The organism is Roseimaritima multifibrata, from assembly GCF_007741495.1.
GTDB lineage: Bacteria > Planctomycetota > Planctomycetia > Pirellulales > Pirellulaceae > Roseimaritima > Roseimaritima multifibrata.
In genome coordinates, this window is record NZ_CP036262.1 from 6,024,264 (window position 1) to 6,050,172 (window position 25,909).

19 protein-coding genes are annotated in these 25,909 nt (G+C 53.5%); 14 read left to right on the forward strand and 5 right to left on the reverse strand.

Translation table 11 applies throughout. The features are described from left to right. Window positions 1-28 precede the first annotated feature (28 nt). From FF011L_RS21865 to FF011L_RS21875, 3 genes are all read left to right on the forward strand, one after another. The gene (locus FF011L_RS21865) at window positions 29-1,333 is read left to right on the forward strand and encodes a DUF1501 domain-containing protein (protein ID WP_145354102.1); all 1,305 of its coding nucleotides are present in this window, start codon (window positions 29-31) and stop codon (window positions 1,331-1,333) included. 408 nt (window positions 1,334-1,741) lie between these two features. Next, the gene (locus tag FF011L_RS21870; protein WP_145354103.1) at window positions 1,742-2,737 is read left to right on the forward strand and encodes an SPFH domain-containing protein; all 996 of its coding nucleotides are present in this window, start codon (window positions 1,742-1,744) and stop codon (window positions 2,735-2,737) included. Between the two features lie 46 nt (window positions 2,738-2,783). Then, window positions 2,784-3,662 carry an SPFH domain-containing protein gene (locus FF011L_RS21875; RefSeq protein ID WP_145354104.1) on the forward strand — a complete coding sequence of 293 codons (879 nt, stop codon included), beginning with the start codon at window positions 2,784-2,786 and terminating at the stop codon, window positions 3,660-3,662. Between the two features lie 104 nt (window positions 3,663-3,766). Here FF011L_RS21875 and FF011L_RS21880 read toward each other — a convergent pair whose 3' ends face one another. Then, on the reverse strand, window positions 3,767-4,870 hold the full coding sequence (locus FF011L_RS21880) for a pyridoxal phosphate-dependent aminotransferase (protein WP_145354105.1): 1,104 nt from the start codon (window positions 4,868-4,870) through the stop codon (window positions 3,767-3,769). Window positions 4,871-5,016: 146 nt separating this feature from the next. Here FF011L_RS21880 and FF011L_RS21885 point away from each other — a divergent pair, with 146 nt between their 5' ends. Further along, window positions 5,017-5,583 (forward strand): DUF4416 family protein, encoded by a 567-nt coding sequence (locus FF011L_RS21885; RefSeq protein WP_145354106.1) that lies wholly within the window; start codon window positions 5,017-5,019, stop codon window positions 5,581-5,583. Window positions 5,584-5,670: 87 nt separating this feature from the next. Here FF011L_RS21885 and FF011L_RS21890 read toward each other — a convergent pair whose 3' ends face one another. Beyond that, complete coding sequence (locus tag FF011L_RS21890) at window positions 5,671-6,114, reverse strand: bis(5'-nucleosyl)-tetraphosphatase (protein WP_145354107.1); 444 nt, start codon at window positions 6,112-6,114, stop codon at window positions 5,671-5,673. Window positions 6,115-6,154: 40 nt separating this feature from the next. Here FF011L_RS21890 and FF011L_RS21895 point away from each other — a divergent pair, with 40 nt between their 5' ends. The 4 genes from FF011L_RS21895 (at window position 6,155) to FF011L_RS21910 (ending at window position 11,151) form a co-directional block, all read left to right on the forward strand. Continuing rightward, window positions 6,155-6,703: a cob(I)yrinic acid a,c-diamide adenosyltransferase gene (locus FF011L_RS21895; RefSeq protein WP_145354108.1), complete on the forward strand. Its 549-nt coding sequence runs from the start codon at window positions 6,155-6,157 to the stop codon at window positions 6,701-6,703. 154 nt (window positions 6,704-6,857) lie between these two features. Further along, window positions 6,858-7,196, forward strand: coding sequence for a P-II family nitrogen regulator (locus FF011L_RS21900; protein WP_145354109.1), 339 nt, complete (start codon window positions 6,858-6,860; stop codon window positions 7,194-7,196). A 19-nt stretch (window positions 7,197-7,215) separates the two neighbouring features. Further along, on the forward strand, window positions 7,216-9,864 hold the full coding sequence (glnD, locus tag FF011L_RS21905; RefSeq protein WP_145354110.1) for a [protein-PII] uridylyltransferase: 2,649 nt from the start codon (window positions 7,216-7,218) through the stop codon (window positions 9,862-9,864). A 390-nt stretch (window positions 9,865-10,254) separates the two neighbouring features. Then, complete coding sequence (locus FF011L_RS21910; protein WP_145354111.1) at window positions 10,255-11,151, forward strand: hypothetical protein; 897 nt, start codon at window positions 10,255-10,257, stop codon at window positions 11,149-11,151. Window positions 11,152-11,413: 262 nt separating this feature from the next. On the opposite strand, the gene FF011L_RS21915 is transcribed toward FF011L_RS21910, so the two are convergent. Both FF011L_RS21915 and FF011L_RS21920 read right to left on the reverse strand, forming a co-directional pair. Next, the gene (locus tag FF011L_RS21915) at window positions 11,414-14,677 is read right to left on the reverse strand and encodes an efflux RND transporter permease subunit (protein ID WP_246109562.1); all 3,264 of its coding nucleotides are present in this window, start codon (window positions 14,675-14,677) and stop codon (window positions 11,414-11,416) included. Window positions 14,678-14,752: 75 nt separating this feature from the next. Next, window positions 14,753-16,009, reverse strand: coding sequence for an efflux RND transporter periplasmic adaptor subunit (locus tag FF011L_RS21920; protein ID WP_218932804.1), 1,257 nt, complete (start codon window positions 16,007-16,009; stop codon window positions 14,753-14,755). Between the two features lie 307 nt (window positions 16,010-16,316). Here FF011L_RS21920 and FF011L_RS21925 point away from each other — a divergent pair, with 307 nt between their 5' ends. Next, the gene (locus FF011L_RS21925) at window positions 16,317-17,678 is read left to right on the forward strand and encodes a carbohydrate porin (protein WP_246109563.1); all 1,362 of its coding nucleotides are present in this window, start codon (window positions 16,317-16,319) and stop codon (window positions 17,676-17,678) included. A gap of 15 nt (window positions 17,679-17,693) precedes the next feature. Here FF011L_RS21925 and FF011L_RS21930 read toward each other — a convergent pair whose 3' ends face one another. Then, the gene (locus FF011L_RS21930) at window positions 17,694-18,749 is read right to left on the reverse strand and encodes a DUF6807 domain-containing protein (RefSeq protein WP_145354113.1); all 1,056 of its coding nucleotides are present in this window, start codon (window positions 18,747-18,749) and stop codon (window positions 17,694-17,696) included. Between the two features lie 247 nt (window positions 18,750-18,996). Between FF011L_RS21930 and fdhD the strand changes: the two genes are divergently transcribed. The 5 genes from fdhD to FF011L_RS21955 all read left to right on the forward strand — a co-directional run bounded on the left by fdhD (window position 18,997) and on the right by FF011L_RS21955 (window position 25,800). Beyond that, window positions 18,997-19,854, forward strand: coding sequence for a formate dehydrogenase accessory sulfurtransferase FdhD (gene fdhD / locus FF011L_RS21935; RefSeq protein WP_145354114.1), 858 nt, complete (start codon window positions 18,997-18,999; stop codon window positions 19,852-19,854). Between the two features lie 2 nt (window positions 19,855-19,856). After that, window positions 19,857-22,247 (forward strand): FdhF/YdeP family oxidoreductase, encoded by a 2,391-nt coding sequence (locus FF011L_RS21940; protein WP_145354115.1) that lies wholly within the window; start codon window positions 19,857-19,859, stop codon window positions 22,245-22,247. Between the two features lies 1 nt (window position 22,248). Continuing rightward, window positions 22,249-23,280, forward strand: coding sequence for a GTP 3',8-cyclase MoaA (moaA, locus tag FF011L_RS21945; RefSeq protein ID WP_145354116.1), 1,032 nt, complete (start codon window positions 22,249-22,251; stop codon window positions 23,278-23,280). A 178-nt stretch (window positions 23,281-23,458) separates the two neighbouring features. Then, complete coding sequence (locus FF011L_RS21950) at window positions 23,459-24,373, forward strand: alpha/beta hydrolase (protein WP_246109564.1); 915 nt, start codon at window positions 23,459-23,461, stop codon at window positions 24,371-24,373. 527 nt (window positions 24,374-24,900) lie between these two features. Beyond that, complete coding sequence (locus FF011L_RS21955; protein ID WP_145354118.1) at window positions 24,901-25,800, forward strand: sulfotransferase domain-containing protein; 900 nt, start codon at window positions 24,901-24,903, stop codon at window positions 25,798-25,800. The last annotated feature ends 109 nt before the right edge of the window (window positions 25,801-25,909 follow it).

A 25,909-nucleotide genomic window follows, 5' to 3' on the forward strand; every position in this document is an offset into this window, starting at 1 on the left:
CGTTCAATACCACTATCAAGGACCAACGATGTCGATTCATAAAACATGTGACGGAATGCGCCGTCGTGATGTATTGCGTGCCGGTGCGCTGGGTGCAGGCGGGCTTTCCCTGGGCGGCTACTTGCGAATGGCAGACGCCGGGCAAATCCGCTCCGCTCCCGCTCAGTCCGCGATTTTTATCGAACTTCCCGGAGGCCCCTCGCATCTCGATACGTTTGACCTGAAACCAGATGCGCCGGATGAGTTCCGTGGAAGCTTCCGGCCGATTTCAACAAACGTGCCCGGGATCCAAATTTCGGAACACTTGCCGAAACTGGCATCCTGTGCCGACAAATTTGCGATCCTGCGAGGCGTCAGCCACACCTTGGCGGCTCACAACCTGGGTCAAGAATATGTCAGCACAGGCTCACGTCCGTTGGCATCGCTGGAATACCCAAGCTATGGTTCGGTCGTATCGATGCAGACCCAATCCAAACCCGACCTACCATCGCACGTTGCCATTCCAAGGGCCAGCCATGGTGCTGGTTTCCTGGGCATTCGTTACTCCGCCTTAAACACGAACAGCGCACCGGCCGCGGGACGGCCTTTTTCGGTTCGCGGTGTCTCCCTTTCACGGGGAGTCACCGTCGAACAGGTACAACGTCGTCAGAGTCTCCTGAAAGATCTTGACCAGCGGTTTGCAAGCCTTGAACAAAGTGACCAATTGATCCAAGGCTTGGACAAATTTAGTGACCAAGCACACGCCTTGATCACATCTCCAACCGCGAGAAAAGCTTTCGACATCAGCCAAGAACCCGAAAGTTTCTCCAAGCAGTTTGGCGACGATCCGTTCGGGCAAAGCTGCTTGTTAGCGCTACGACTGGTCGAATCGGGCGTTCGTTTTGTCACCGTGCAACTAGGCGGCTGGGACACACACACCGACAACTTTACAAAACTGAGTACCAACCTACTACCAAAGCTGGATGCAGGATTAAGCGGGTTGTTCAATGGCCTTGAACAACGTGGACTGCTTGCTTCGACCGCCGTCCTGGCGACCGGGGAATTCGGCAGAACCCCTAAAATCAATCAGCGAAGCGCCGAAGGAGGACGAGACCATTACCCACGCTGCATGTGCATGCTGATGGCAGGGGGAGGCATCCAAGGGGGCCAGGTGGTCGGCGAAAGTGATGCGACCGCTGCCGGGCCTGCTCATACTGCGATCACTCCAGACGACGTCGGAGCCACCTTCTACCATAACCTTGGTATCGATCACCAAATGGAATTCGACACTGAAACCGGGCGTCCTATCACCTTGGTCCGAGACGGAAAGATCATCCATAAGCTTTTCAGCTAGTACAGTCGGTTCGTGTTTTGAATGGCAGCCTGAGAGTTTTTGATTCTTGGGCTGTTTTTTTGCGCCGAGGGGTTAGACACGGAGACACGGAGTGAAGGAGTGAAGGAGTGAAGGAGTGAAGGAGTGAAGGAGTGAAGGAGTGAAGGAGTGTGGGAGTGTGGGAGTGTGGGAGTGTGGGAGTGCGGGAGTGCGGGAGTGCGGGAGTGTGGGAGTGTGGGAGTGTGGGAGTGTGGGAGTGTGGTTTGGTGATGGGTGGGTTGTTTCTTTTGAATTGGTTATTGATGGGGGCGGCTGAGGTTTATTGTGTGGCTTGCTTTCAGACGGTTGTGTTTTGACTTTTTGCTAACTGCGACCTAGCTTTCCGGAATGAGCCACGGGGCTCCGTTTCCTTCTGTTCAGGTTGCACCCATGATTTACTTCGTGCCCATCGCCTTTCTCGCCGGGCTGTTTGCTTACTCAGTTTTCCGAGCCCTTATCTCTGGGTTTTATGTCATTCGGCCCGATCAACGCGCCGTCCTGACGACTTTTGGCCGTGCACAACGCCTGAGCGAGGATACCGTTGCCAGCGACGACGACCCGCATCTGACCGCCGATGAAAAATTGCGTTATCGCTATCCCGTCGTGCGAGTCATTGGACCGGGTGGCCCGTACTTCAAGTGGCCCTGGCAGGACGTTTACAAGGTCAGTGTCTCGACCCAGGCCGTCGATCTTGTTTGGGACCCTACAAAATCACAATCGACGATCGAAGCGGTCACAAAGGATAACCTGACCACCGGAGTCAACGGGCAACTGCGATTCCGAGTCAGCGAAAGCAATCTCTACCCTTACCTCTTCGGCGTACGCAGCCCGCTGGAGCATGTGATGGGCTATTTCGTTTCGATCTTGCGAGAACGGGTCGCGACTTTTGTGGATCCCAAAGGTCAAAGCCTGCTAGCCGACGCTCACCTGGGCGACGAACCAAGCGAAACCTCGGTCGAATTGTCCGAAGGGGTTTCGATCAATGACTTGCGCAAGAATTTACCAACTCTGAACGCCTATATGGAACAACAGTGTGCGTCCACTCCAGGACGCTACGGAGTAGAACTGGACGCCGCGTTGATCACGACAATCGATCCTCCACCAGAAGTCGATCGTGCACTCTCCGCGATTAACAGCACTCGCAACCAAGTTGCCGCCGACCTGAGCACCGCCCGTGCGGATTCGGAGCAACAGATCACGATGAGCAAACGAGCGGTCGAAATCGCCGCCAACAATGCTCAAGCCGAAGTCGCTCCGCTGCGAGAACTTGCTACGACGCTTCAAGCCATCAAGGGTGAAGGCGGATCAACGTCCTTGTCGGTCTACCTGCGAAACATGCGCATTCCGTTGCTCGCTCGAGCTCGCCGCGTTGTTCGCAACAGCTAGTTCATCCTTCGCAATTCATTCATCCTAGAAGCTCAGTTGAATAACCATGACGCTCCCATTCATTATTTTTGCCGGCGTTGCCGGACTCATGTTTTTACCGATCTGCTTTTCGGTTGCTCGCGCAATGTGCTTGTACGCAGTCGTGTCAGAGTGCCAATCGCAGGTATTCACCCTCTTCGGAAAAGTTGTAGGGGTGCTGGATGAACCTGGGCTGCACTTCCCAATTGGACAATTCGGGGCTCAAGCCCTTTTGATTCCCTTCTTCGGACGTCGCGAGGTTGTCAGCACGGCGTTGCGACAGCACTACCTTCGCGGGCAAATGGTGAACTCCGAAGAAGGAACCCCGATGGGCGTCGGGATTTGGTATGAGATGCAGGTCAATGACCCAGTCGCTTACCTGTTTGTGAACACCAATCCAGAAGGATCGCTGCAAGCCAACGTCGCCAGTTCCACAATTTCGACGCTAAGCAATCTGGAAATGGACAAGATGCTAGAAGACCGCCATAGCCTAAGCCGCAGCGTTCGCACCACCGTTTCGCCGCTATCGGAAAAATGGGGCTATCGACTAGGGTCGGTCTACATCCGCAAAGTCTTCTTCACCGACCAGCAGATGGTTCACAACATCACCGACAAAGTCGTCAAACGCTTGGTCCAGGTCACCAGTGCAATGAAACAAGACGGCGAGAATCGCGTCGGCCTGATCCGCAGTGAAACGGCTTACAAGGTATCGCAGAAAATGGCCGAAGCCTCCGCCGCCCGTCCCGCCTACGTCGGTGCTGCTTTGAATGACATCGCCAAGCAGGATTCAGAGATTTTAGAAGCGGTCATGGACGTCATGGAAACCGAAAAACTTTTGGAATCCGATGCTTCAATCGACATCCTCCCCAGTTCCTCCAACGTACTGGTGCAACTGGGCGACCGCTAAAGACGCGTCGGAAACGCAGCGTCTTTAATCGCAACCAGCCTGTCGAGCGGGGACAGGCTGGCAGCCTGTCCCACTTCGGCTGCGGGCTCGATCGAACCCACCGGCTATTTTGCTAGAGCGCGTAGGACTTCGATCCCGCGCTGCAGGGTTTCGTCGCTTGCGGCGAAACTGATGCGAAAATGACTGTCCCGAGCACTGAAGATATTGCCGGGAATGATCAGCAGACTTTTCGCAATCGCCTCTTCCACAAAAGCAGCCCCGCTTGTTCTTGGGGCTTTTGGAAACGCGTAAAACGCGCCTCCGGGAACCTCCAACTCGTACAGGTCCGACAGCCCGTCAACGATCATGTCTCGTTTGCGACGGTAATCCGCGATGTGCTGGGACAAGTCGATATCGATCGCCTGCAGCCCCGCCCACTGTGCGGGCTGTGGTGCACAAACAAATGTGTACTGCTGCAATTTCAGCATCGTATTGATGATTTCCGACGGCCCATGCACGTACCCAACTCGCCACCCGGTCATCGCGTGGCTTTTACTAAAACCGTCGATCACAATGGTCTGCGGGTTGAATTCCGCCGGCGACGCAAACGCTTCGTCATACATAAACGCGCTATAGATTTCGTCCGACACCAAAGCGATGTTGTTCGCGGCAGCCAGATCTGCCAGATCCTTTAACTCTTCCCTTGTCGCCGTCACTCCGGTCGGATTGGCCGGGCTATTCACAATGATCATCTTGGTTCGCGGGGTAATCTTCGCCGCAACTTTCTCACAGTCGATCCGGAAGTCCGGATAACTATCGATTGCGATCGGAACCCCACCAACCATCCGGATCAGTGCTGGATACATAACAAAATAGGGATCAAAGAAAAGAACTTCGTCCCCGGGATCGACCATCGACAACATTGCCAAGGTCAATCCACCGCTTGTTCCGCTGCTGACGAACACGGAGCGATCCTCGTGCCCATACCGCGCATCCAGGTCGGACTGCAGGCGATCGCGAAGGGGACCGATCCCCTGAGTCTGGGAATAGCCGTTTTTATCCGCTTCGATCGCTGCGGTGCAGGCATTGCGAACAGCATCCGGAACACGAAAATCAGGTTGCCCGATTGAAAGATTGATCGGATTCTCTAACTTTGCAGCCAAGTCGAAAACACGTCGAATGCCACTGCTATCGAAGGCGGCGGTCCTTTTGGCAATCCAGTTTTGCATCAGGCTACTTCAGTGAAAAAAGAATGGTGAGATGGAATCCTGAAATGTAACGATTCTCTGCCCGTTCGGCAGTATCCTACTTATCATTACCTGGCTCTGCGAACGGTTTTTCTTCCTTCCAGCCTGTCCTTCTGCCCGGATCCTCCATGGCCCCCTGCCGCCCCCCTATTCCCGTCCTCCCCATCGTAGCCGTGATCAGCCGGCATGCAGCCGCTCGGGACTGGGGGGCGACTGCCCTGGAATCGTTGCTCGGCTCTATCGCTTTCATGACTCCACCACAGCCCTTTACAGCTGGCGGTTACTATCAAAAATCGATGGGCGAAGACCTACTAAAACAATTTGTGGCCTTCAGCCCCTGCGATGACCCAAGTGCCCTGCCCGCCTGGAAAATCGCCACCAACGAAATGGAAAGCCAATTCGCTAAGGAAATGGCAAGCGAATTCGGCGCGACCGAAGCTCGCCCGCTTAATCTGGACTGCGGCTACGTGACCGAAGCCAAACTGGTCCTGGCAACAACAAAAGACCGGGACCACCGGCTTTACTTGCAACAAGGGATCTATGCCGAAGTGACGCTCAGCTACGCAGGACGCCGCTGGCAGGACCATCGCTGGACCTATCCTGACTACAAAACCGACCTAGCCCTTCAATTTGCCGAAACCTGCCGTCTGGAACTGCGACGGCACCTAACAGCCATTCGATCGGCAGTCACGTAGCCAAGCTCGCCAAAGCGTGAACAGACCGGCAATATGTCACGAATCCATTTCACGTCCCCCGCGAAAGCAGTGCAAAACGAAGATCCCTTAACCCTCGGTCTTCGATCCCTCTAAATACTCCGCAACTGCCTGCAGGAGCGGATCGATCGCTTGGGCCTGGATCTGATGGGGGGGATGCCACTGGATCCAGCCCGATTCGGGATGCTCGGTGCAGATAATATCGACAGGCCGATCGATCCATCCCAGAAAGAAAGTCACACGCTTCTCAAAAACCTCGCCTGGCTGCTTTCGATACGTCACTTCATAGGTCGACCGATAGCGAAATCCCGGGTCCAACTGCACTTCCGAAGCCGAAATACCGGTTTCCTCTTCCATTTCACGCAGTGCGGTCTGGTAGGCATGCTCCCCTTTCTCGGCATGCCCTTTGGGAAGATCCCAGCGGTCGGAATGCCGCATCAACAAGAACTTTCGCGGCTCATCCCGAGTCAACAACAGGACGCCAGCAGCGTAGACTACGGTTCGATTCGACATTACTAGACCCTCGATTAATTACAACAAACAACGAATAGCCATGAAAATCTACACGCGCACCGGCGATGAAGGGGAAACCGGACTATTTGGTGGCCCGCGAATCTCCAAAGACGACATTCGAATCGAAGCGTATGGAACGATTGACGAACTGAACGCGGTGCTGGGGACCGTCCGTTCCTGCGAACCTTCCCCTGAACTGGACGAACAGCTCAATTCGATCCAAAGTGAGCTCTTTTCGATAGGGGCCGAACTGGCGACGCCCGACCCTGACAAACACCAAATGAGGATCGTGGGGGATACCCATATCGCCAAACTGGAATCCTGGATCGACGAGGGCGAGCAACAACTCCCTCCATTAAAGAATTTCATACTCCCTACAGGCTGTCCTGTAGCCACCCAACTTCACGTCGCACGCGGAGTCTGCCGACGAGCCGAACGACGCGTTGTAACACTACTAAACATCCCTGAAATTAATGTCTCTAATGCGACAATGGTCTATTTGAACCGTCTTAGCGACCTACTTTTCGTCCTCGCAAGGGTGGCGAATCTGCAACAAAGTGTCACCGAAAGGCACTGGAGCAAACCATAACCCCTAAATCCTAAAGGGGCCGAAGGTTAGGCTCGCAGAATTGGCTTGATTGGTTACAATCAGTTTCAGCGGTCAGCGAAGGCGGCAGGTTCTTCTCCTGTTTCGCGTTTCGTAGACATCTCGATCCGAACGCCCATTGCTCAGGAAAATTGCCGTGAAAAAAGTCGAAGCAATCGTCCGTCATTTCAAACTTGAAGACGTTAAAAACGCCTTGACCGAGCAAGGAATCGACGGAATGACCGTCAGCGAAGTCCGTGGATTCGGGCGTCAGAAGGGACACACGGAAATCTACCGTGGTACCGAATACGCCATTGATTTTGTCCCTAAGGTCAAAATTGAAGTTGTCTGTTCAGAAGACAGCCTACAGTTGGTGGTTGATACGATCCTGCAAACTGCCCAAACCGGCCAAATCGGCGACGGCAAGATTTTCATCACCAACCTAGAAGATGCGATCCGCATCCGTACTGGTGAGCGAGGCGAAGACGCCCTTTAAGGCATCTGCATTTTCATAAATGCCCTCCCCCACTAGACCGTCGATTCGTCCTGCTGTTGTGGATGCTCGCGAACGCTTAAAGGCGGGTCGCGAGCGGATCCGTCAACATCATCAGTCAGGCCTCAGTGGAGTTCAGGTTTGCACCTCATTAACCGACTTGGTTGATGGGATCGTTCTATCGCTATGGAATGCAACCCTTCGCTCGGTCGAAGATCCAACTCCCGCGGCCAATTCTGTGTTGGTTGCTCATGGGGGCTTTGGACGGAGGGACCTCGCACCCTATAGCGATGTCGACCTCATGCTGGTTCCCAATCCGGGCCAGCAGGACGCATTGCTGCCGATCGTCAGCCAATTCACTCGCGATATTTTCGACGCGGGTTTGCAACTGGGATTCACGGTCCGCACCCAAGCAGAAGCAAACTCCTGGGCTTGGAAAGACGCAACCGTCTTCAGCTCGCTGTCGGAATCGCGCCTGCTTTCCGGCAGCATCCAAATCTACAAGCGCTATTTCCGCAGCTTGCAGAAAGGAGCCATTCGCCGGCAACATTCACTGATCGAAGCCGTTTGCGAAGCAAGACGAATCGAACGCCATAAATGGGGCGAAACCAATTACCTGCTAAGCCCCAACATCAAACGCTCGCGAGGCGGCCTCCGCGATATCCAGCTGATTCGCTGGATTGGATTCGCCAGTACAGGGGAAACCGATCTAATTCGCTTGGTTCGACTTGCTGGCTTTCCCGTAGACGACTATCACCGCGTGCAGGCCGCCCAACAATTCATGCTTCGGCTGCGTAACGAACTTCATTTTTCCTACGCAAAAAACCAAGACATTCTCGATCGCGCAGCCCAACTAGCCATTGCGAAACGCTGGGGATACGTCGACAAGGACAGCCACCTTGCGGTCGAATGGTTGATGAAAGACTACTTTGAACATTCAAGAAATGTTCGGTACGCCGTCGCCCACTTCCGAGCAACCTCAGAACGCAATCCTCTGCTAGCGCGTAGCATTAACCGCATCTTCTCTAAATCGCTCGACAAAGATATTCGGTTAGGGCCGTACGAAATTTGGGTCCGCGATAGTGCGTTGGAGGAATTCTCTCAAAGCCTGTCGCGTGTGTTGCAGTTGATGGCTTACGCCAATCGACATCAACGTCGAATTGCACACAAAACCTGGCAGCAAATTCGACTTGCGATGATGGCCCAACCACTGGAAACTTTGGACTACAAAGCGGGCCGTCAGTTTCTTTCCTTGCTAAGTCACCCGGGACATTTACCTAGCCTGCTTCGCCGCCTGCATGAATTACGGGTCTTAGAAAAACTGATCCCCGACATGCGTCGCGCTCGGGGAATGCTTGAATTCAATCAATACCACAAGTACACCGTCGACGCCCATTCAATCCGGGCGGTGGAAGCGGCAACCCAGTTTGCAACGGAAAAATCGCTTCCCGGTGACGTCTACCGAGAGATCGCAGACAAACGTTTGCTGCACCTGGCACTTCTGCTGCACGACCTTGGCAAAGGCTACGACGAAGACCACTGTATCGTCGGGCAACGACTTGCCCTGGAGACATGCCCTCGACTGGGACTGGACGAAGCATCCAGCAAACTGGTCGCGAAACTGATCTTCCTGCACCTGGAAATGAACAACACATCCTCGCAGCATGATCTAAGCGATCCTGAAATCGTTTCAAAGTTTGCGGCGACCGTCGGATCCCGCCAAATCCTTGACATGCTTCTCATTCATTCCCTTGCAGACATGCAGGCGGTTGGTCCCGAGGTCCTTACCGACTGGAAACGGCGGCTTCTGGAAGAGCTGTACATTCGAACGCGCAAGTTCTTAGATTCAGGCAATCTTCCCGGCGAGATGGACGAAGCAACGACCAAGAAGAAACAGGAAGTCCTAGAAATACTTTCCGATTTTGCATCCGACGCGACGCCGCTAACCGACCTTGAGCATGTTCTCGACAGCTTAAACCCATTGATGCTGCAGCGGCATGACGCCAAGACCTTGGCCGAACAGGTGTCGATCGTCGCGGGACTTGCCCCAGAAACCAGCACATGTTGGTTCCGCCCAATCAAGGATCAAGATTCTACCGAATTCACACTTGTTCGCGTCGATCAATCAAAGGTTCGCGGCCTGTTTGCACTGGCAACCGGAACGTTCGCATCCAATCGCCTGGAAATCCAACATGCCGAGGTCGCGACCCTGGCACCGGACATCGCCTGGGACACGTTTGTCGTACAAAACCCCAGCCATCTGCCGAAACCAGATGCTTGGTTTGCAAAGTTTGGCGAGCAACTGTGCAACAACCTCGACCAACAGACTGTCCCGGAATTCAGCTTTCCCAAAGTCTGGAACAGCGGTGCCGGAGAAAGCGAAGCGGTCCTACCGTTGCCGACCCGGGTGACTTTCGACAATGATACTTTCGAAAAATACACGGTCCTTTCGCTCTTCGCGTACGACCGTCCAGGCTTGCTTTACGCAATTGCAAAAACGCTAGCCGACGCTTCACTCCTGGTTCATTTTGCAAAGATTTCGACCCACCTGGATCAGGTGATGGACGTTTTTTATATCACGGACCGCGAAGGCAACCGCATACTCACCCCCGAAAAGCAGCAAGAATTGGAAGACAGCCTTATCGAGGCTGCCGGACGATCCTCTTCCTAAGATCCTGTTCGCTTCGCCCAGCTTTTCTTCAGCGAAACTTTAACGGCTAGCGAAGTTTCACCGCGACATTCTGTTAAATCACTACGGTTGCAACGGATATTGGGCAAGCCGTCAGCGAACCCCGCAAACTTCCAGAACAAAAATGTTGCCAACTTCCTTCGGCGCGGCAACAGTTGTTCGGTGGCAAAAAGCCACCCAGTCATACGGTTCACCCACCGCGGCACCGGCCTCGCGGTAAATGTGGTTCATGTTACCACTTCATAGGGCAAGCGAACCGATGCGAACCCACGCTGAGTGGACCGTTCATTCTCCATACCGGAATTCGATCGGTCCACTCACATGGGATTGCTTTCTTTATGCCCATAACAGCCAAGCCAGGAGGGTTCTTCAATGAAGATTCTTACAATCAAGTTGCAGTTAGTATCGCTGTCAACCATCAGCTGCATGCTGGTAGCCACCTGTGTGCAAGCGTCGGATCAAGCAAAATTCCATCAGCTACTTGCCCAGCTCCCGGAACTTCCCGTGGAAGAAGAAAAGGAGGAACTGCTGGACAACGGCATCGACCTTCTTGACTCCTTGCCCGAGGAAGCGGAGTCGCTTCCAGAACCGTCGCTCAAACCGCTCTCCAGCCCGGCTCCCATCATTCCACCGTCATTGGATGCAGCCGACGAAGGGATGATTGAATCGACCAGAGACGGCAAACTGCTTGATGAATCCAACAAGATCGAAGGGATGGCTCCCCAAGTTGAACCCAAAGAAATACCGGCCCCCCTCCCTCCCCAGCCGCTCTCTTCTCCTAAAAGCATCTTAGCGCCCACACCTAGCGACGACCTCTCCGCTGGCTTTTCTCTCCCCAGCGAACCCGCCACCAATCCAGAATGGAGCCCCTCCGTCCAGACTCCGTTAACCGCTCCTGCGGAGTCCCAGGGGCAAATCGACTTCGATCAGATGTTTGAGCGTCAGAGCCGGCAGCCGACCGACATCGCAATGGCGTACGAATCTTCGCCCGCCATCACGCCCTATGGGCATGGCGATTCCTACGGCGGAAATTACTACACCAGCAACCGCAAGCCGTCGCTACCACCACCCGATTCCTTAGAATCGATGTACAACGGACGGGACTGCTACAAAGACGTTTGGGCCGGATACGCAGCCGAGAAAGAACGCCGCGGACAAAAATATCACAAGCATATCCATGGCACTTGCGAATGTCTGAACAAGAGTGCTCGCTACAACGGACCTCCCGTCCTTGGTAAGCATAGCTGCGGATGCAGCTCCTGCGAGTAAACGAGCATATCGAACGGGGCTCTCCCCAGTCCCACACGCTAACTTGTTTTGCACCAAGGACTAGCAGTCCGCGAGAAACTCTTTTTTCGCCGATCCTGAATTTTCGATTCAGGATCGGCTCTTTTCATTCCGATACCATTCATACCATGGAATGGGAGGGTGGAACGATGGTCACCATCGTTCCAACAGTTGACGGGCTATGGTGAGGCAGGGAGGGCTTCACCATGGCCCTTCTTCATGCGCTAGCGCCGCCTATCGGCTTCTACTTGGCATCGGTTTTGGTTTCTGGAGCCAGCAAGTAATAGAAAACGGGCGTCAGCAGCAGACCAAAGAAGGTGACTCCCAACATTCCTGAAAAGACGGCAACGCCTAGCGTCGCTCGCATTTCAGCACCCGCTCCTGATGCCAATACCAGCGGCAGCACGCCAAGGATAAAGGCCAACGAAGTCATGATGATGGGCCGCAGGCGAAGCTTGCAAGCCTGCAGGGTCGCTTCCAGCTTGGTCATTCCCTTCAGCTGCTGCTCGATCGCAAATTCGACGATCAGAATCGAATTCTTGCTCGCCAAACCAACCAACACAACAAATCCAATCTGGACAAAGATATTGATGTCCATCCCGGCGATTGCCACCCCAATGACCGAGCACAACAAGCACATTGGGACAACGAGGATGACCGCCAAAGGCAACCTTAGACTTTCATATTGTGCGGCCAACACAAGGTAAACCAAAACAACTGCCAGCCCAAACACAATCAGTGCGGTGTTACCAGCTTGGATCTGAAGAAATGTTAGCTCGGTCCATTCTGAATCAAAGCCAAACGGCAGTTCTTCAGCGACCACCTCTTCAACGGCCTTAATCGTATCCCCAGATGCGACACCGGGCATTGCCATCCCATTAATGGCAGCGGCTGCGAATCCATTGTAACGCAAAACCGAAGCAGGCCCCGTTGTATCACTAACGGTGACAACCGCTCCCAGCGGAATCATCTGGCCGGCATGATTGCGAACAAACAACTGCGTCACTTGTTCTGGGGTAATCCGATAGGCGGGGTCCGCCTGCAAGTTGACTTGCCAAGTCCGCCCAAACGCGTTGAAGTCGTTGACGTAGTAACCGCCCAAATAAGTTTGCAGGGCGGTGAAAACTTCATTCAAAGGAATGTTCAGCGTTTTGCATTTTTCGCGATCGATATCGACAAACTTCTGCGGCGTATTCGCACGGAACCCGCTGGCCATCCCCAAGATAATCGGGTTAGCAGATCCCTTTGCAGCCACTTGATTGGTCACCTTCTGAAGCTCTTCCAAGCCATTCTGTCCGATATCACGGACCATAATCTTGAACCCGCCACCGCTTCCCAATCCATCGACAGGCGGTGGGCCAAAAACCGAAATCCTTGCTTCCAAAATGTCTGCAGCAACGGCCTTCCGGATCGCATTCGCGATTTTGTCCGAGTAAAGGTCAGGAGATTCCCGGTCCTCAAACTCGTTCAGGATCACAAACACGGATGCCAGATTAGACCCGACCGCATTCTGAACCACCGATTGGCCGACGATTCCAAGTGTGTGCTCGACCCCGGGAACAACATGATTCGCTTCTTCGACCCCAACGTCATCGGGATCCGACTGAAGAACCCGTTTGGTTAGTGTTTCGGAGTCTCCGGCAAGCTCACCGAGCAGAACCTTGTTTAGATGTTTGACAACATTTTCGGTCCGTTCCAAGGAAGCGGAATCGGGCAGTTGGATATCGACCAGCAGGTAGCCTTTGTCCTGGGCGGGGACAAAACCAGCCGGAACGGTCGTCATCCCTTTATAGGTCCCCCAAATCAATCCGGCATACAACAACAATGCCACGAAGGAAAGCCGTACCAACCAGCGGACCGACCCCGCATAGGCATCCGAAACACCGCTAAAGAATCGATTGAAGAGCCGAAAGAACCAACCAAACAACAAATTGATCAGACGAGAAAGATGATCCGGTTTCTCCGAACGTGGCTTCAGCAACAAAGCTGCCAAGGCTGGACTAAGCGTCAACGAATTGACGGCACTGAAAAACGTCGACACGGCGATCGTCGCAGCGAACTGTTTAAAGAACTGCCCTGTAATCCCTGAGATAAACAAGCAGGGAATAAACACACACATCAAAACCAACGAAACCGCAATGATCGGTGCGGCAACCTCTTTCATCGCCTCTTCAGCCGCCTCGACAGGCCCCATCCCGTGCTCAAGCTTATGCTCAATCGCTTCAACAACAACGATCGCATCATCGACCACAATCCCGATAGCCAACACAAGCCCGAATAGAGAAAGGTTGTTCAAGCTAAAACCGATCCCGGCCATCACCGCAAACGTCCCGATAATAGCGACCGGCACGGCCAACAATGGAATGATCGCTGCACGCCAGGACTGCAAGAAAATCAAAACGACGATCGCGACCAAAAAGATCGCATCGATCAATGCATTAAACACCTCGTGAATCGACTCTCCAATAAAGGGAGTGGTGTCATAACTGATTGAGTATTCGACCCCCTCAGGAAAATCCTTCCTCATCGCTTCCATCTTTTGCTTAATAAGTTCCGCAGTATCAAGCGCATTGGAGCCCGGAAGCTGATAGATCATCAGGCCCGACGAAGGGACACCATCCAAAACACACCTGGTGTCCGAGAATGCGGCCCCGTAATCGATCCCCCCAAAGACCTGCCCATCTTCTGTGGTCCGTTGTTCGGTAACCACGTTTTTCAGTTTGACAACTTGCCCCGCCTTACCGACCTTGATGACGATATCGCCAAACTCTTCTGTGGAGGTCAAGCGTCCAAGGGTTTTCAGGGTGTACTGAAACTGTTGCCCGGATTCAATCGGAGCTCGCCCAAGCGCTCCGGCGGCGACCTGAACGTTCTGCTCACGCAGCGAGTTAATAATGTCGGTGGCAGTTAATTCTAAAGCCGCCATGCGCGTCGGATCCAACCAGATCCGCATGCTGTAATCACGCTGCCCGATGATCGAAATGCTGCCGACCCCTCCGATCCTCGCCAATTCGTCTTTCAAACGAATCGTTCCGTAATTGCTTAAGTACAACTGATCACGGGATTGATCGGGAGAAAACAGGTTGATTGCCAACAAAGCACTGGGGGAACTTTTCACCACCGATACACCGATATTCTTGACTTCGGCCGGAAGGATCGGAGTCGCCAAGTTGACTCGGTTTTGAACCAACACCTGAGCCATATCGAGGTCGGTGCCGACGTCAAAGGTAACGGTTAACGTATACCCTCCGTCATTGGTCGATTGGCTGGACATGTACAACATGTTTTCGACGCCGGTGACCTGCTGCTCGATGGGAGCGGCAACGGTTGCTGCCACAACTTCGCTGCTGGCCCCCGGGTACTTAGCAGTCACCTGCACCGAAGGGGGCGTGATTTCAGGATACTGGGCGATCGGAAGCGTCCAGACAAATATCCCACCGGCCAACACAATCAGGACCGAAATCACACATGCGAAGATGGGACGCTTGATGAAAAATAGAGAGATCACGGCAGTGCGTTCCGATCGTGAAACTTGGTAACGGTGAGGTGCTTAGAAACGTGCAGGCTTAAGAAGCTCGCTCGATCATTCGGTCGAATCAGACGGCGCTGCGGAATCTGGAGCAGGCGTCGCCTTAACACTTGCTGGAGGAGCGTCTGCACCCGCTCCATCAATCACCGATTCCACCTCTTGACCGTTTCGGATCAACAGCAGACCTGCGGTAACCACTTTCTCTCCCGGGGAAACGCCAGACGAAATAACCCGCAGATTATTCTTTAGTTCCCCCAAAGTTACCTGCCGCTGTTCAATCTTGTTCTCGGCATTGATCACATAAACGAATCGAGTCGCTTGATCGGTTCCAATGGCCCGCTCTGGAACAAGCACAGCCTTATAGAAATTGGAACTCTGCACGCGAAGCCGAACAAACATCCCCGCCTTAAGCAATCCGTCACGATTCTCGAAGGTTGCTTCGATGCGTGAGGTTCCCGTTTCCTCGTTAATACCCGTTTCAGCAAAAGTGATGATCCCTTCGTGCGGAAATCCGGTCTCATCCTGCAACTGAAGAAAACAAGGCATTTTCTTGTCTTCGATTTTGTCGGTCTCCTTAAAATCAGCACCGGCCATCTTTCGCAAATCACGCATAAACCGCAGACGAACATTCTCATCCACGTTCGCGACGGCTTTGATCGGTTGATCCGAAAGAATCTTGGTAAGGATGGTTCCAATACCAAAACCACCGCTGACATAGTTGCCGGGATCCACAAGGGCTCGATTAACGCGTCCGGTCAGCGGGGAAATCACGTCGGTATCCTTAACATCCAAGAGAGTCCGTTGGAAATTCGCTTTGGCTACCTCCAGTTGTGCCTCGGCCTCGGCGACGGAGGCTTCGTTTTGCTCGAATTCTTCGTCCGAAATCGCACTTTGAGCATGCAATTTTTCGGAGCGAGCAAATGTCTTTTTGGCCAGTTCTAACTGGGCTTCGCGGACTTTAACCTCAGCACTCGATTGTGCGTGGACCGCTTGGTAGACCTCAGGATCGATCTTAAAAAGAACCTCTCCTTTTTTGACAAGTTGGCCGTCCGTAAATTTTTTCTCTAACAGAAACCCTGAAACTCGGGCCTGGACTTGCACCTCAGTGTTCGCAGCGGTCCGCCCCACCAAATCGACATAGTTGACGACTTCGTCTTCGATGGCAGGGACAAAGCGGACCTTTTGCAGCACTGCGGGACCTTTTCCAGTTGACGATTGCTTGTCGCAACCAATCGAACAGAAAAGTAGTGCCAGCGAGCTGGCCGTCGCAATGAAACCTCCGGCCTTGCGGCAGGATGGCTGAAGCAACATCAAAATCATCAGGAAAGACCCGCTAAACCAAGACTAGTTCCATACTTGCCACGCTTCACGCTCGCGAGGCGCGACCAGCCATGATTGTGAACCTTTAGGCTCGCGATGGAAAGAGGTGTGATCGAAGGATACTGCCGGGCGATCATCTCTTTGCTAACAGAACGATTATCCACTACGACCCGCGATATCGGCCCCCTAGATCTTCCCAAAGAAGCCCCTGCAACAATCACGCTGGCGTCCGTTCCCCCCGACTACCGATGCATCTTCCTGAAAAGCGACTTGCCAGGGCCCATTTCAGGATGAATCGATGATGTATGATTTCGCTGCAGCCAAGCATCTCTCCCACCGATTCGGTCCGCGAAGAATGATCTTGATGATGGGGCTGATTGCGGCGTTGCTCCCCACCGGTGCAGCAAACGCCCAGACAATCTGCGATGGTCCATCCGTTACGTGCGATGGGCAATGCGTCACGTGCGATGGCTTGGGCGGTTGTTCATGCGATCTTCACGGTTCCGGGTTTCTTGCGGACATGAAACGGATCCGCCTGAACGCGGCCGACCAAGGCATCACCTTTCAAAACAATCTCACTCAGTTCTACATGGGCAATACGACCGGTGGGAACGAGCAGCGTTTCCTCTACTCGGGCCATGGCGACTATCTGGCGAATGTTGACTTTGGAAAACTGGGCGTTCAAGAAGGACTGTTCCTCAAAGTCCGAGCGGAACATCGATTTGGAACTTCGCTGTCGGGAATCACCGGTTCTGTACTCCCTTCCAACGTGGCTGCCGACCTGCCCGTTCCGAATCATGAAGACCTCTACATAACGAATTTCATGATCACCCAAGCGCTTTCGGAAGAATTCGTTCTTTTCGCTGGCAAGATGGACGCACTTGATGGTGATGCAAACGCCTATGCCCATGGACGCGGGATCCGACAATTTTCCAACCTGGGATTTGTCGTCAATCCGATCGCGCTGCGAACGATCCCCTACTCCACCCTGGGCGCTGGATTTGCATTCCTCAAAGACGGTGCGCCCCTGTTGAGTTTCATCGTCTGGAACCCGACCAATACAACTCGGACGTCGGGCTTTAGCGAGCTGTTTAGTGAAGGGGTCGTGCTGAGCGGTGAACTCAATTTGCCGACCGATTTTTACGGTCTCCCAGGTCACCAACTGTTTGGTGCAACCTGGAGCAGCCGCGACATGATTTCACTGGACCAAGACCCTCGAATCATCCTGCCCAATGTTCCCATCGACCGCCAAAGCGGTTCGTGGTCTCTCTACTGGAACTGCGACCAAGCTTTGGTTCAAGACCGCTGCGATCCGAAACGAACCTGGGGATATTTCGCTCGAGCTGGAATCGCGGACAAACAGACCAATCCTCTCCAGTACTTCTTGTCTGCAGGGATTGGTGGTGCAAGCCCGCTGAAACACCGCACCAACGACAGCTTTGGTGCCGGATACTTCTACGCAGGCACAAGCAGCGATGTGGGCCGGTTCCTCGAAACGGCACTGGGTCCCATTGGCGACGGACAGGGTATTGAGCTGTTCTACAACGCAGCGGTCACCCCTGCCCTGACCATCACTCCTGACATGCAGGTCTTGATGCCCGCTCAAAAATCGCTGAACACCGCGCTTGTCGCAGGCCTCCGCATGAACTTGGCTTTCTAACAAGCGGAAAGGGTCTCAAGATTCCTTACGGACGACTTCCCAAGCGACGTGCGGGCGAGGTGCTTTCTTAAGCTCCCACCCCGGACGGTTGCTAAATGCAGAATGGATTTCCTTGGCCTGCGAAGCATCCATGTCGCCTCGATGGGTGTGCAATAGATAACGCACCGTCAGTGGCTCGCCCTGCTTAATTTCGATCGGCTCACGCATCGTCAATGAAGACCCCATCCAGCCATCATTGCGAACGTGCCAGCCACTGGGGTAGCCAGGGTTAGATGGATGATCGTGATACGTGATACCTTCACGCACGGTTGTCCTCGCCGCTCCGCTTCCCGCCCCGACCGAACCGCTGTAGTCCATCCATCGAGCTGACTTTTCGAAGTTCTCTTTTTCGCCTTGACGCCCTTCGCTACTGGTTAGCTGCCCATCGCCAAAGTGAGCGGACAAGCCTTTGGCCACGCGCACGGCCAACAGTCCGAAATTTGTTTTCCCCAGCACAACCGATTCCACTCCCTCAGGGGCTGCGAGCGTCGTCTGAATTTCTAGCATGGACTCACCATCGGGAAGTGCGATCAGCGACGCAACAACCTGCTGGTCTAGCCGTGGCGTCCCCTCGGCGTCTCTCCATTCATTCCTCACTGCCATCGTTGCCGCTCCATCGCCATCCTGGTACGTCAGCCACTCCTTCTGAACAACTGTGGCTTTTGAGGAGTTCGCCCAAAAACTGATTCCGTCCACGTCATGATGGGCAAACCAAACACTTAAATGATGATCATGGTTCGGGGCTCCTGGATGGCCGATTCTGGTCAGCGAGGTCCCCGCAGGACCATTTAGAGGAAAAAAGAAAGGGCGAGGATAGGCATCGCTAAAATTCCACACGGCTTTTTCGACCCCATCCACCTGCAATGAGACCCGATGGCCCGCCTGAGGAACCACTTGGCACCTAGCAACAGCAGCCTTTTCTTCGTCAGCGGCCCAGGCAGACTGCGATACACTTAAGATAATGCCTGTCGCTAACAACGGGACAGCCAGAAAAGCCCAAAGGGACTTCGTGTAAAATTTCCAATCGTTCATCGGGCAGGTTTCTACTAAGGAAGGAGATCGGGCGGGACAGGATTAGCACGCATCATTCTAACACCAAATAAGGACGTGTCGCATGTTCCGCCATGCCTCGCCCCTGAACGCAGGCATGCCCCCCCCCGCTTCACGGGCCTGCAAATGGTTGCCGCAAAAAGTCCCCTGGTGTACCGTATTGAACAGGGAAAAATCGATTCATCGCGATCCCGCCGGCCATCTTAATCTCCCACTAACTCGGTAGTTCATGAGTGGATCGATCAAACCCATCGTTATTCAAGCTGGTTCACGGGGCTATGAAGTTTGCCGCGTCGAAGATGACGAATGGGCGACGCTCACCGATTCGCTTGCGATAGAAGAGCCGCTTGAAATTCGCATCGTCCAAACCATCGACGGAACAAAATGCGAATCGCCCATTTCTGTCACGATGCGCACGCCGGGTGATGACACCGAACTTGCCTTGGGATTCCTACTCTCCGAAGGGCTCATCCGTTCCGCATCCGATATCGAAGGCGTCCGGCTCTGCTCAAAAGGAAGCATCGTTCGTGTCTATCTGCCCGCGCATTGCAGAATAGACACCGAGCGACTTCGCAGGCATTTCTACACGTCCAGCAGCTGCGGGGTTTGCGGCAAGACCTCCATCGATGCCGTCACCGTACACATCCAGCAACCCCTCGAAGCTTTACCTCAAGCCATCTCGCCGGAACTCATCCATTCACTGCCGGACAAGCTACGGGCGACGCAACGCCTCTTTGACAGTACAGGTGGCCTGCACGCCAGCGGCCTGTTCAGCACCTCCGGTGAATTGATTTGCCTCCGCGAAGATGTGGGCCGACACAATGCCCTCGACAAACTGATCGGATCTCAATCGTATGCAGACGATTCACGTTTCAGCGAATCGATCCTCGTTGTCAGCGGTCGAGTCAGTTTTGAACTGGTGCAGAAAGCACTTGTCGCAGGCATCCCCGTACTTGTTGCCGTGGGGGCTCCCTCTAGCTTGGCGATCGATCTGGCGGAACGTCACCAAATGACTCTGATCGGATTTGTTCGCAATCAACGTTTTAATATTTACTGCGGGCAGGACCGCATTCGAAGGAGACGATAACCATGACGTCAACGAATTCTCAATCTGGTATCGATGTCATCTCTCGCAAGGATGATCATGACGGAGCCGTCGATCGCGGCCATGGCGTAATCCACTTGGTCCCCACCGAACAAGACGTTGAACTACGGCAAAAGGCGGTCAAGACCAAAGCAGCAGGAGTCGAGGCGGTTCTAAAAAGCTTCCAATATGGAATTGGAGAAGCCGGCCTGCTGCGCGGGACGTTGCCGATGTTGCAATTGAATCAGGCCCAAGGATTCGATTGCCCAGGATGTGCATGGCCCGAATCCGATACCCACCGGTCCTCATTTGAATTCTGCGAAAATGGCGCCAAAGCGGTTGCCCATGAATCGGATAAACGTCGAGCCACCGCCCAGTTTTTTCGTGATCATAGCATCAGCGAGATGTCCAGGCATTCGGATTACTGGCTTGAACAACAAGGGCGTCTAACCGAACCGATGTTCCTCGATGAAGGAGCCTCGCACTACCAACCGATCCGCTGGGAAGATGCTTTCCAGCTGATCGCAGAAGAGCTGAACAACTTAGACTCCCCCGACCAAGCGGCTTTCTACACTTCGGGCAAAGCGACCAATGAAGCCGCATTCGCATACCAGATCTTCGCCAGAGGCTATGGCACCAACAACCTTCCTGACTGCTCCAACATGTGCCACGAAGCAAGTGGCCGTGCACTCACCAAAATGATGGGGATGGGAAAGGGAACGGTAAAGCTGGATGATTTTGAAAAAGCAGAACTGGTTTTTGTGGTTGGCCAAAACCCTGGCACAAACCATCCACGCCAACTGTCCGCATTGCAAACTTCCAAACGCAATGGGGCAAAGATCATCAGCGTCAATCCTCTGCCCGAAGCAGGATTGATGGGATTCATGAACCCTCAGCAGGTATCGGGAATGCTGGGGATTTCAACGCAACTGACCGACCTGTTCCTGCAAGTCAAAATCAATGGCGACATCCCACTTTTCAAAGGGATCATCAAACAGCTAGTCGAATGGGAAGACGAACGGGGCGACGTGATAGACCGCCAGTTTACGGAAGAATTTACCGAGGGAATGGCCGATCTACTTGCGAACGTTCGCGAGGCGTCCTGGGACCAAATCGTTTCGCGAAGCGGCATTCCCAAGAACCAAATCGTGCAGGCCGCGAAGTGGGCTAGCGAGACATCCCGGATCATTGTCTGTTGGTGCCTTGGCGTTACCCAGCATCGCAATGGCACCCAAAATGTCCAGGAACTGCTAAACCTACTTCTCATTCGCGGAGCGATTGGCAAGCCAGGCGCAGGAGCGTGCTGTGTACGCGGGCACTCCAATGTCCAAGGGGACCGCACCATGGGCGTCTGGGAAAAGCCTCCACAATCATTGCTCGATCAAATTGAAAAGGTCTTCGGATTTCACCCGCCGCAAGAGCGGGGATTCGATTCCCAACGTACCGCGAAAGCGATGCACGAGGGAAAGGTAAAGGTTCTGGTGTCGCTGGGCGGCAATTTCCTGCTTGCCCTTCCAGACACTCAATTCACCGCCGAAGCGATTCAAAACACGGACCTGACAGTCCGAATTGGTACCAAACTGAACCGTGCGGATCTGTTGACCGGGCGACGGTCACTGATCCTTCCCTGCTTGGGACGAACCGAAGCGGATGTGCGTCCCGCCGCCAACGGCAAACCGGCTAGGCCTCAGTTCACCAGCACCGAAAACTCGATGGGAGTCGTGCAAAGTTCGCAGGGCAAATTCGCACCTGCTTCAAAAGACCTTATGAATGAAGTTGCGATCCTCTGCAAAATGGCTCACGCCGTCCTCGGCGACCGAACCGGCATCGACTGGCAGGCCTGGGCCGACGACTACGATCAAATCCGCGAAGGGATCGCAGCAGTCATTCCCGGCTGCGAAAACTACAATCAACTTGTCCGCCAAAAAGGGGGCTTCTACCTTCCCAATGGCCCCCGCAAACGAAACTTCACAACCCCTAGCGGCAAAGCGGTGATGACGGTCAATCCCATCCCGAAAGATGAGATCAAGCCTGGACAATTCGCGATGACCACCGTGCGAAGTCACGATCAATTCAACACAACGATTTACGGACTGGACGACCGCTACCGTGGGCTCTACAACGTGCGGCAAATTGTGATGATGAACGAAGCGGACATTGCCGAACAGGGACTAAAGCCCGAGCAAGCGATTGACGTTGAAAGTCACTTTGAAGGAGAAACACGTAAAGTCTGTGGATTTCGAGTGGTCGCTTATCCAATCCCACGACAATGCGTGGCGATGTATTTCCCTGAAGCGAACCCGCTGATTCCAATGAACAGCACCGATGAGTTTAGTAATTGCCCCTCCTTCAAACACACCATCGTTAGCGTACGTGCAAGCGGAACCAAACACTGACATGCCAGTCAATCCTTCTTCTGCAGATCAGTGCATCGCCTCGCAACCACTAACCGATTCGTTCGGCCGCGTGCATCGAAATCTACGAATTAGCGTTACCGACCGCTGCAATATTCGTTGTTTCTACTGCATGCCTAACGAGAACATACGCTTTCGTCCTCGAGCAGAACTACTGACCTTCCAAGAGATTGAACGCTTCGTTCGCGTGGTCTCTGCCGCAGGCATTAACAAGATTCGCATCACAGGAGGCGAACCGCTGCTGCGCAAGGATTTGCCAAAGCTGATCGAAATGCTGCGTGCAATCCCTGCGATCGAAGATATCGCGATGACAACCAACGGAATCTTACTCGATCAATATGCCGTGGCACTACGCGATGCGGGCCTCGATCGACTTAACATTTCGCTGGACACACTTGACGAGCAGACGTTTAAAAAAATCACGCGTCGCAGCGGAATCGACCGAGTCCTTAACGGGATTGCCGCGGCTCAGGCGACTGGATTTGAGAACATCCGGCTAAATGCGATTGCAATTAAGGGACTGACAGAGACTGAAATCAGTCCGCTTGCCAAATTCGCCCAAGCACAAAACATGAATCTTCGGTTCATCGAATTCATGCCCTTGGATGCCGACGGCAAATGGAAAGAGGAAGATGTCTTAACCGGCGATCGCATCCGAGAAATCCTCACGTCCGAAGTTGGCGAACTGCGTCCCTGCGATCGCCCCGACCTTAGCCAACCGGCTGTCGAGTACGAGTTTGCCGGTGGGCGGGGACGCATTGGTTTGATTAACTCTGTTTCGCAGCCGTTCTGTTCCACCTGCAACCGGCTTCGCCTGACCGCGGAAGGACAGGTGCGCAACTGCCTATTCTCCGATGCCGAATGGGATGCGCGCGCGGTAATAAGAGAAGGAGGCAGCGACGCGATGTTGCTTCAACGCGTACGCGAAGGCGTGCTTGCCAAAAAACGAGGGCACGGAAAAGATTCGATTGAATTCGCGCCGACCGCGAGGGCAATGTACCAGATCGGTGGCTAAGCCAACTACAAAGCAACCTTCCAGATACGCGCGGGCCCCACCGAAATCCCCAACTGCGTGACGGTTGATTTTTGATTGCTTGGCTTGCGCGCGATGGATATCCTTGACACTCCGTGCTCTTCTTCCCACATCCGTCCTCGAGCCACCCAACATGCTTTTACGTTCGCTTATTCTGCTGATGACACTTACTACGACCGGCATTTGTACGGCGACGGAACAGAATCCCAAGAAGCCCAAACGGAACACTCCCCCAAAGGCCGCACAAGGTTTTCAGTGGGTCAATGCGATGCCCAAGAACCACCATCCGTCGCTTAAACATGCAACGTTCCGCAGTCCTTCGCTGAACCGCGATGTGGGCTATGTGATCCTGTTACCTACTGAATACAAGGCCAACCCCAATCAGAAATTTCCGGTTGTCTACTATTTGCATGGAGGGCGTCCCGGAAGCGAAACCAAAAGCATCGGACTAGCCGCCTCGATCGACAACGCGATGGCGAACTCCGATGCCTCGGCAGCGATTTATGTCTTTGTTAATGGTGGCCCCGTCAGCCATTACAACATCCCTGATGCTCCGGAGAAACAAGGGGCCAGTCTCTTCATCGAAGAATTGATTCCCCACATTGACGCAACCTACCGAACGATTGCCAACCGTTCAGGGCGAGCCTTAGAAGGTTTCTCCCAAGGTGGGCGAGCGACCATGCGACTAGCGCTTCGCCACCCGGATCTATTTTGCAGCGCCGCGGCGGGCGGTGGGGGCTATGCCACCGAAAAACGGATCAGTGAAGAAGATGGCTACGAAAACCCAAAACTCCGTTTCAGCCCGGGGGACAATACTTGGGACCTTGCCCGCGTTTACGCAAAACGCCCTCACCCCACTGTCCAATGGATGATCTACGTAGGTGACAAAGGATTCAATTACGAGAACAATTTGCAATACATGCAATTCCTGGACTCGCTACAGATTCCCTACGAACGGATCGTGGTTCCCGGAGCTACCCACTCGGCAAAACAAATCTACGACGCAGCAGGTTTGAAAATCATGCGGTTCCATGCAGCAAATTTCCGTGACGCGGCAAAGCCGAAAAGCGAATGAGCATTGTGCTGCATCACTAAAGGCAGCACCACGGACCGGTGATACCACGGACTAGTGGCGTCGGCCCACAGAGTAGGAACCGTGCAAGCCGCCCTGCGTTTCTTCAAGACATCAAATGCAGTGCCTTGCCCACTAGAACACGGTTCGTACGGCAGCTAGTCCTGTCGATGACGCTGCGAACCTCTCGCTCAATGACGCACTGACGCTCCAGTGCATCCCAACGACACGACGCATCAAAACATGCTAAAGTGGTCGTCGTGGCAGAATCGACATCAGATACAAAGGGCACCATGTTTGCACACATGTATCGCAATATCGAGCGGCGAGGAAGATTTCGACTCAGTACAGGCGGGACCTCTATTCCCTCAGCCGCTACGACGGTCGCAACCTCACTCTTCAAGCGATTGGCTCGAATCGCATTCTTTGGCGGAAGGCGTACTCTTGAAAGAGCAACTGCCACATTCCTCACACCATGCAATGAAACAGGTGTCACCCAACAATAAGAATCAAACAAGGGAGAAAATCCGATGAAACGACTTGTCTGGCTAGCGTCTTACCCTAAATCGGGTAACACATGGATGCGAATGCTACTTTCGGCATACCAGCAGGACCGCGACAAGAACTTCGAAATCGATGATGCCTTTCGGTCAACGATCTCTGCCTCACGACGTGCGACCTTTCTGCGGGTCGCCAACAAACAAGAACTAGAAATACCCCAAATCGATTCGTTACGTGAAGCGGTACAGCGATCCATTGCACAAACAATCAAACCTCCGATCCTGCTAAAAACGCATGATGCATGCGTCCAGCACAACGGATTTCCAGTCATCCGCAAAGAATTGACACTGGGGGCTATCTATGTGATCCGCAATCCCTTGGATGTGGTCGACTCCTTTGCCGATCACATGGGGCTCTCGACCGACGGTGCGATCTCAGCCATGAACAATCCCCGCTTCTCCATTGGTGGAAAAGACGCAGAACTTGTCCCTCAATACCTCCAAACGTGGAGCAACCACGTGCGTACATGGACCGAGCACAACAACTTTCCGGTGCATGTTATTCGCTACGAAGACCTCCATGCAGCCCCTCATTTTACGTTCCGTAACGCCCTGAATTTTTTGGGATGGAATGTGGACAGTCGGCGATTAAAACATGCCATTCAAGCCAGTTCATTCAGTAACCTCAAACAACAGGAAGAAAGAAAAGGCTTTGCTGAGCGCAGTCAATCTTCTAGGAGCGGACGCTTCTTTCGAAACGGGAAAACTGGCAACTGGCGAGAAACACTAACGCCTGAACACATCCAACAGATTGTTTCCATGCACGGTCCGGTTATGGAATTCTACGGCTACCATCTCCCCTGCCAATCAACGGACTCTTCTTTAACGACAGAAACATCAAACATAAAAAAACAAATAATTAACCTTTAAAAGCTTGCAACGACCAATTAAACCCCATAGCATAGTCCTGCAGGGGCATTCACGTACTTCCAGAACAAAAGCTATCGAAAGCAGAAAACACGGCCAAGGAACCTTTTCA

Bases quoted from the DNA above. Each gene is read 5' to 3' on its own strand.
- FF011L_RS21875 (WP_145354104.1), top strand. From the start codon at position 2,784: ATGACGCTCCCATTCATTATTTTTGCCGGCGTTGCCGGACTCATGTTT.
- FF011L_RS21955 (WP_145354118.1), top strand. From the start codon at position 24,901: ATGAAACGACTTGTCTGGCTAGCGTCTTACCCTAAATCGGGTAACACA.
- FF011L_RS21880 (WP_145354105.1), bottom strand. From the start codon at position 4,870: ATGCAAAACTGGATTGCCAAAAGGACCGCCGCCTTCGATAGCAGTGGC.
- FF011L_RS21865 (WP_145354102.1), top strand. From the start codon at position 29: ATGTCGATTCATAAAACATGTGACGGAATGCGCCGTCGTGATGTATTG.
- FF011L_RS21910 (WP_145354111.1), top strand. From the start codon at position 10,255: ATGAAGATTCTTACAATCAAGTTGCAGTTAGTATCGCTGTCAACCATC.
- FF011L_RS21930 (WP_145354113.1), bottom strand. From the start codon at position 18,749: ATGAACGATTGGAAATTTTACACGAAGTCCCTTTGGGCTTTTCTGGCT.
- glnD (WP_145354110.1), top strand. From the start codon at position 7,216: ATGCCCTCCCCCACTAGACCGTCGATTCGTCCTGCTGTTGTGGATGCT.
- FF011L_RS21920 (WP_218932804.1), bottom strand. From the start codon at position 16,009: ATGTTGCTTCAGCCATCCTGCCGCAAGGCCGGAGGTTTCATTGCGACG.
- FF011L_RS21950 (WP_246109564.1), top strand. From the start codon at position 23,459: ATGACACTTACTACGACCGGCATTTGTACGGCGACGGAACAGAATCCC.
- FF011L_RS21925 (WP_246109563.1), top strand. From the start codon at position 16,317: ATGATGTATGATTTCGCTGCAGCCAAGCATCTCTCCCACCGATTCGGT.
- FF011L_RS21895 (WP_145354108.1), top strand. From the start codon at position 6,155: ATGAAAATCTACACGCGCACCGGCGATGAAGGGGAAACCGGACTATTT.
- FF011L_RS21940 (WP_145354115.1), top strand. From the start codon at position 19,857: ATGACGTCAACGAATTCTCAATCTGGTATCGATGTCATCTCTCGCAAG.
- FF011L_RS21890 (WP_145354107.1), bottom strand. From the start codon at position 6,114: ATGTCGAATCGAACCGTAGTCTACGCTGCTGGCGTCCTGTTGTTGACT.
- FF011L_RS21885 (WP_145354106.1), top strand. From the start codon at position 5,017: ATGGCCCCCTGCCGCCCCCCTATTCCCGTCCTCCCCATCGTAGCCGTG.
- FF011L_RS21870 (WP_145354103.1), top strand. From the start codon at position 1,742: ATGATTTACTTCGTGCCCATCGCCTTTCTCGCCGGGCTGTTTGCTTAC.
- fdhD (WP_145354114.1), top strand. From the start codon at position 18,997: ATGAGTGGATCGATCAAACCCATCGTTATTCAAGCTGGTTCACGGGGC.
- moaA (WP_145354116.1), top strand. From the start codon at position 22,249: ATGCCAGTCAATCCTTCTTCTGCAGATCAGTGCATCGCCTCGCAACCA.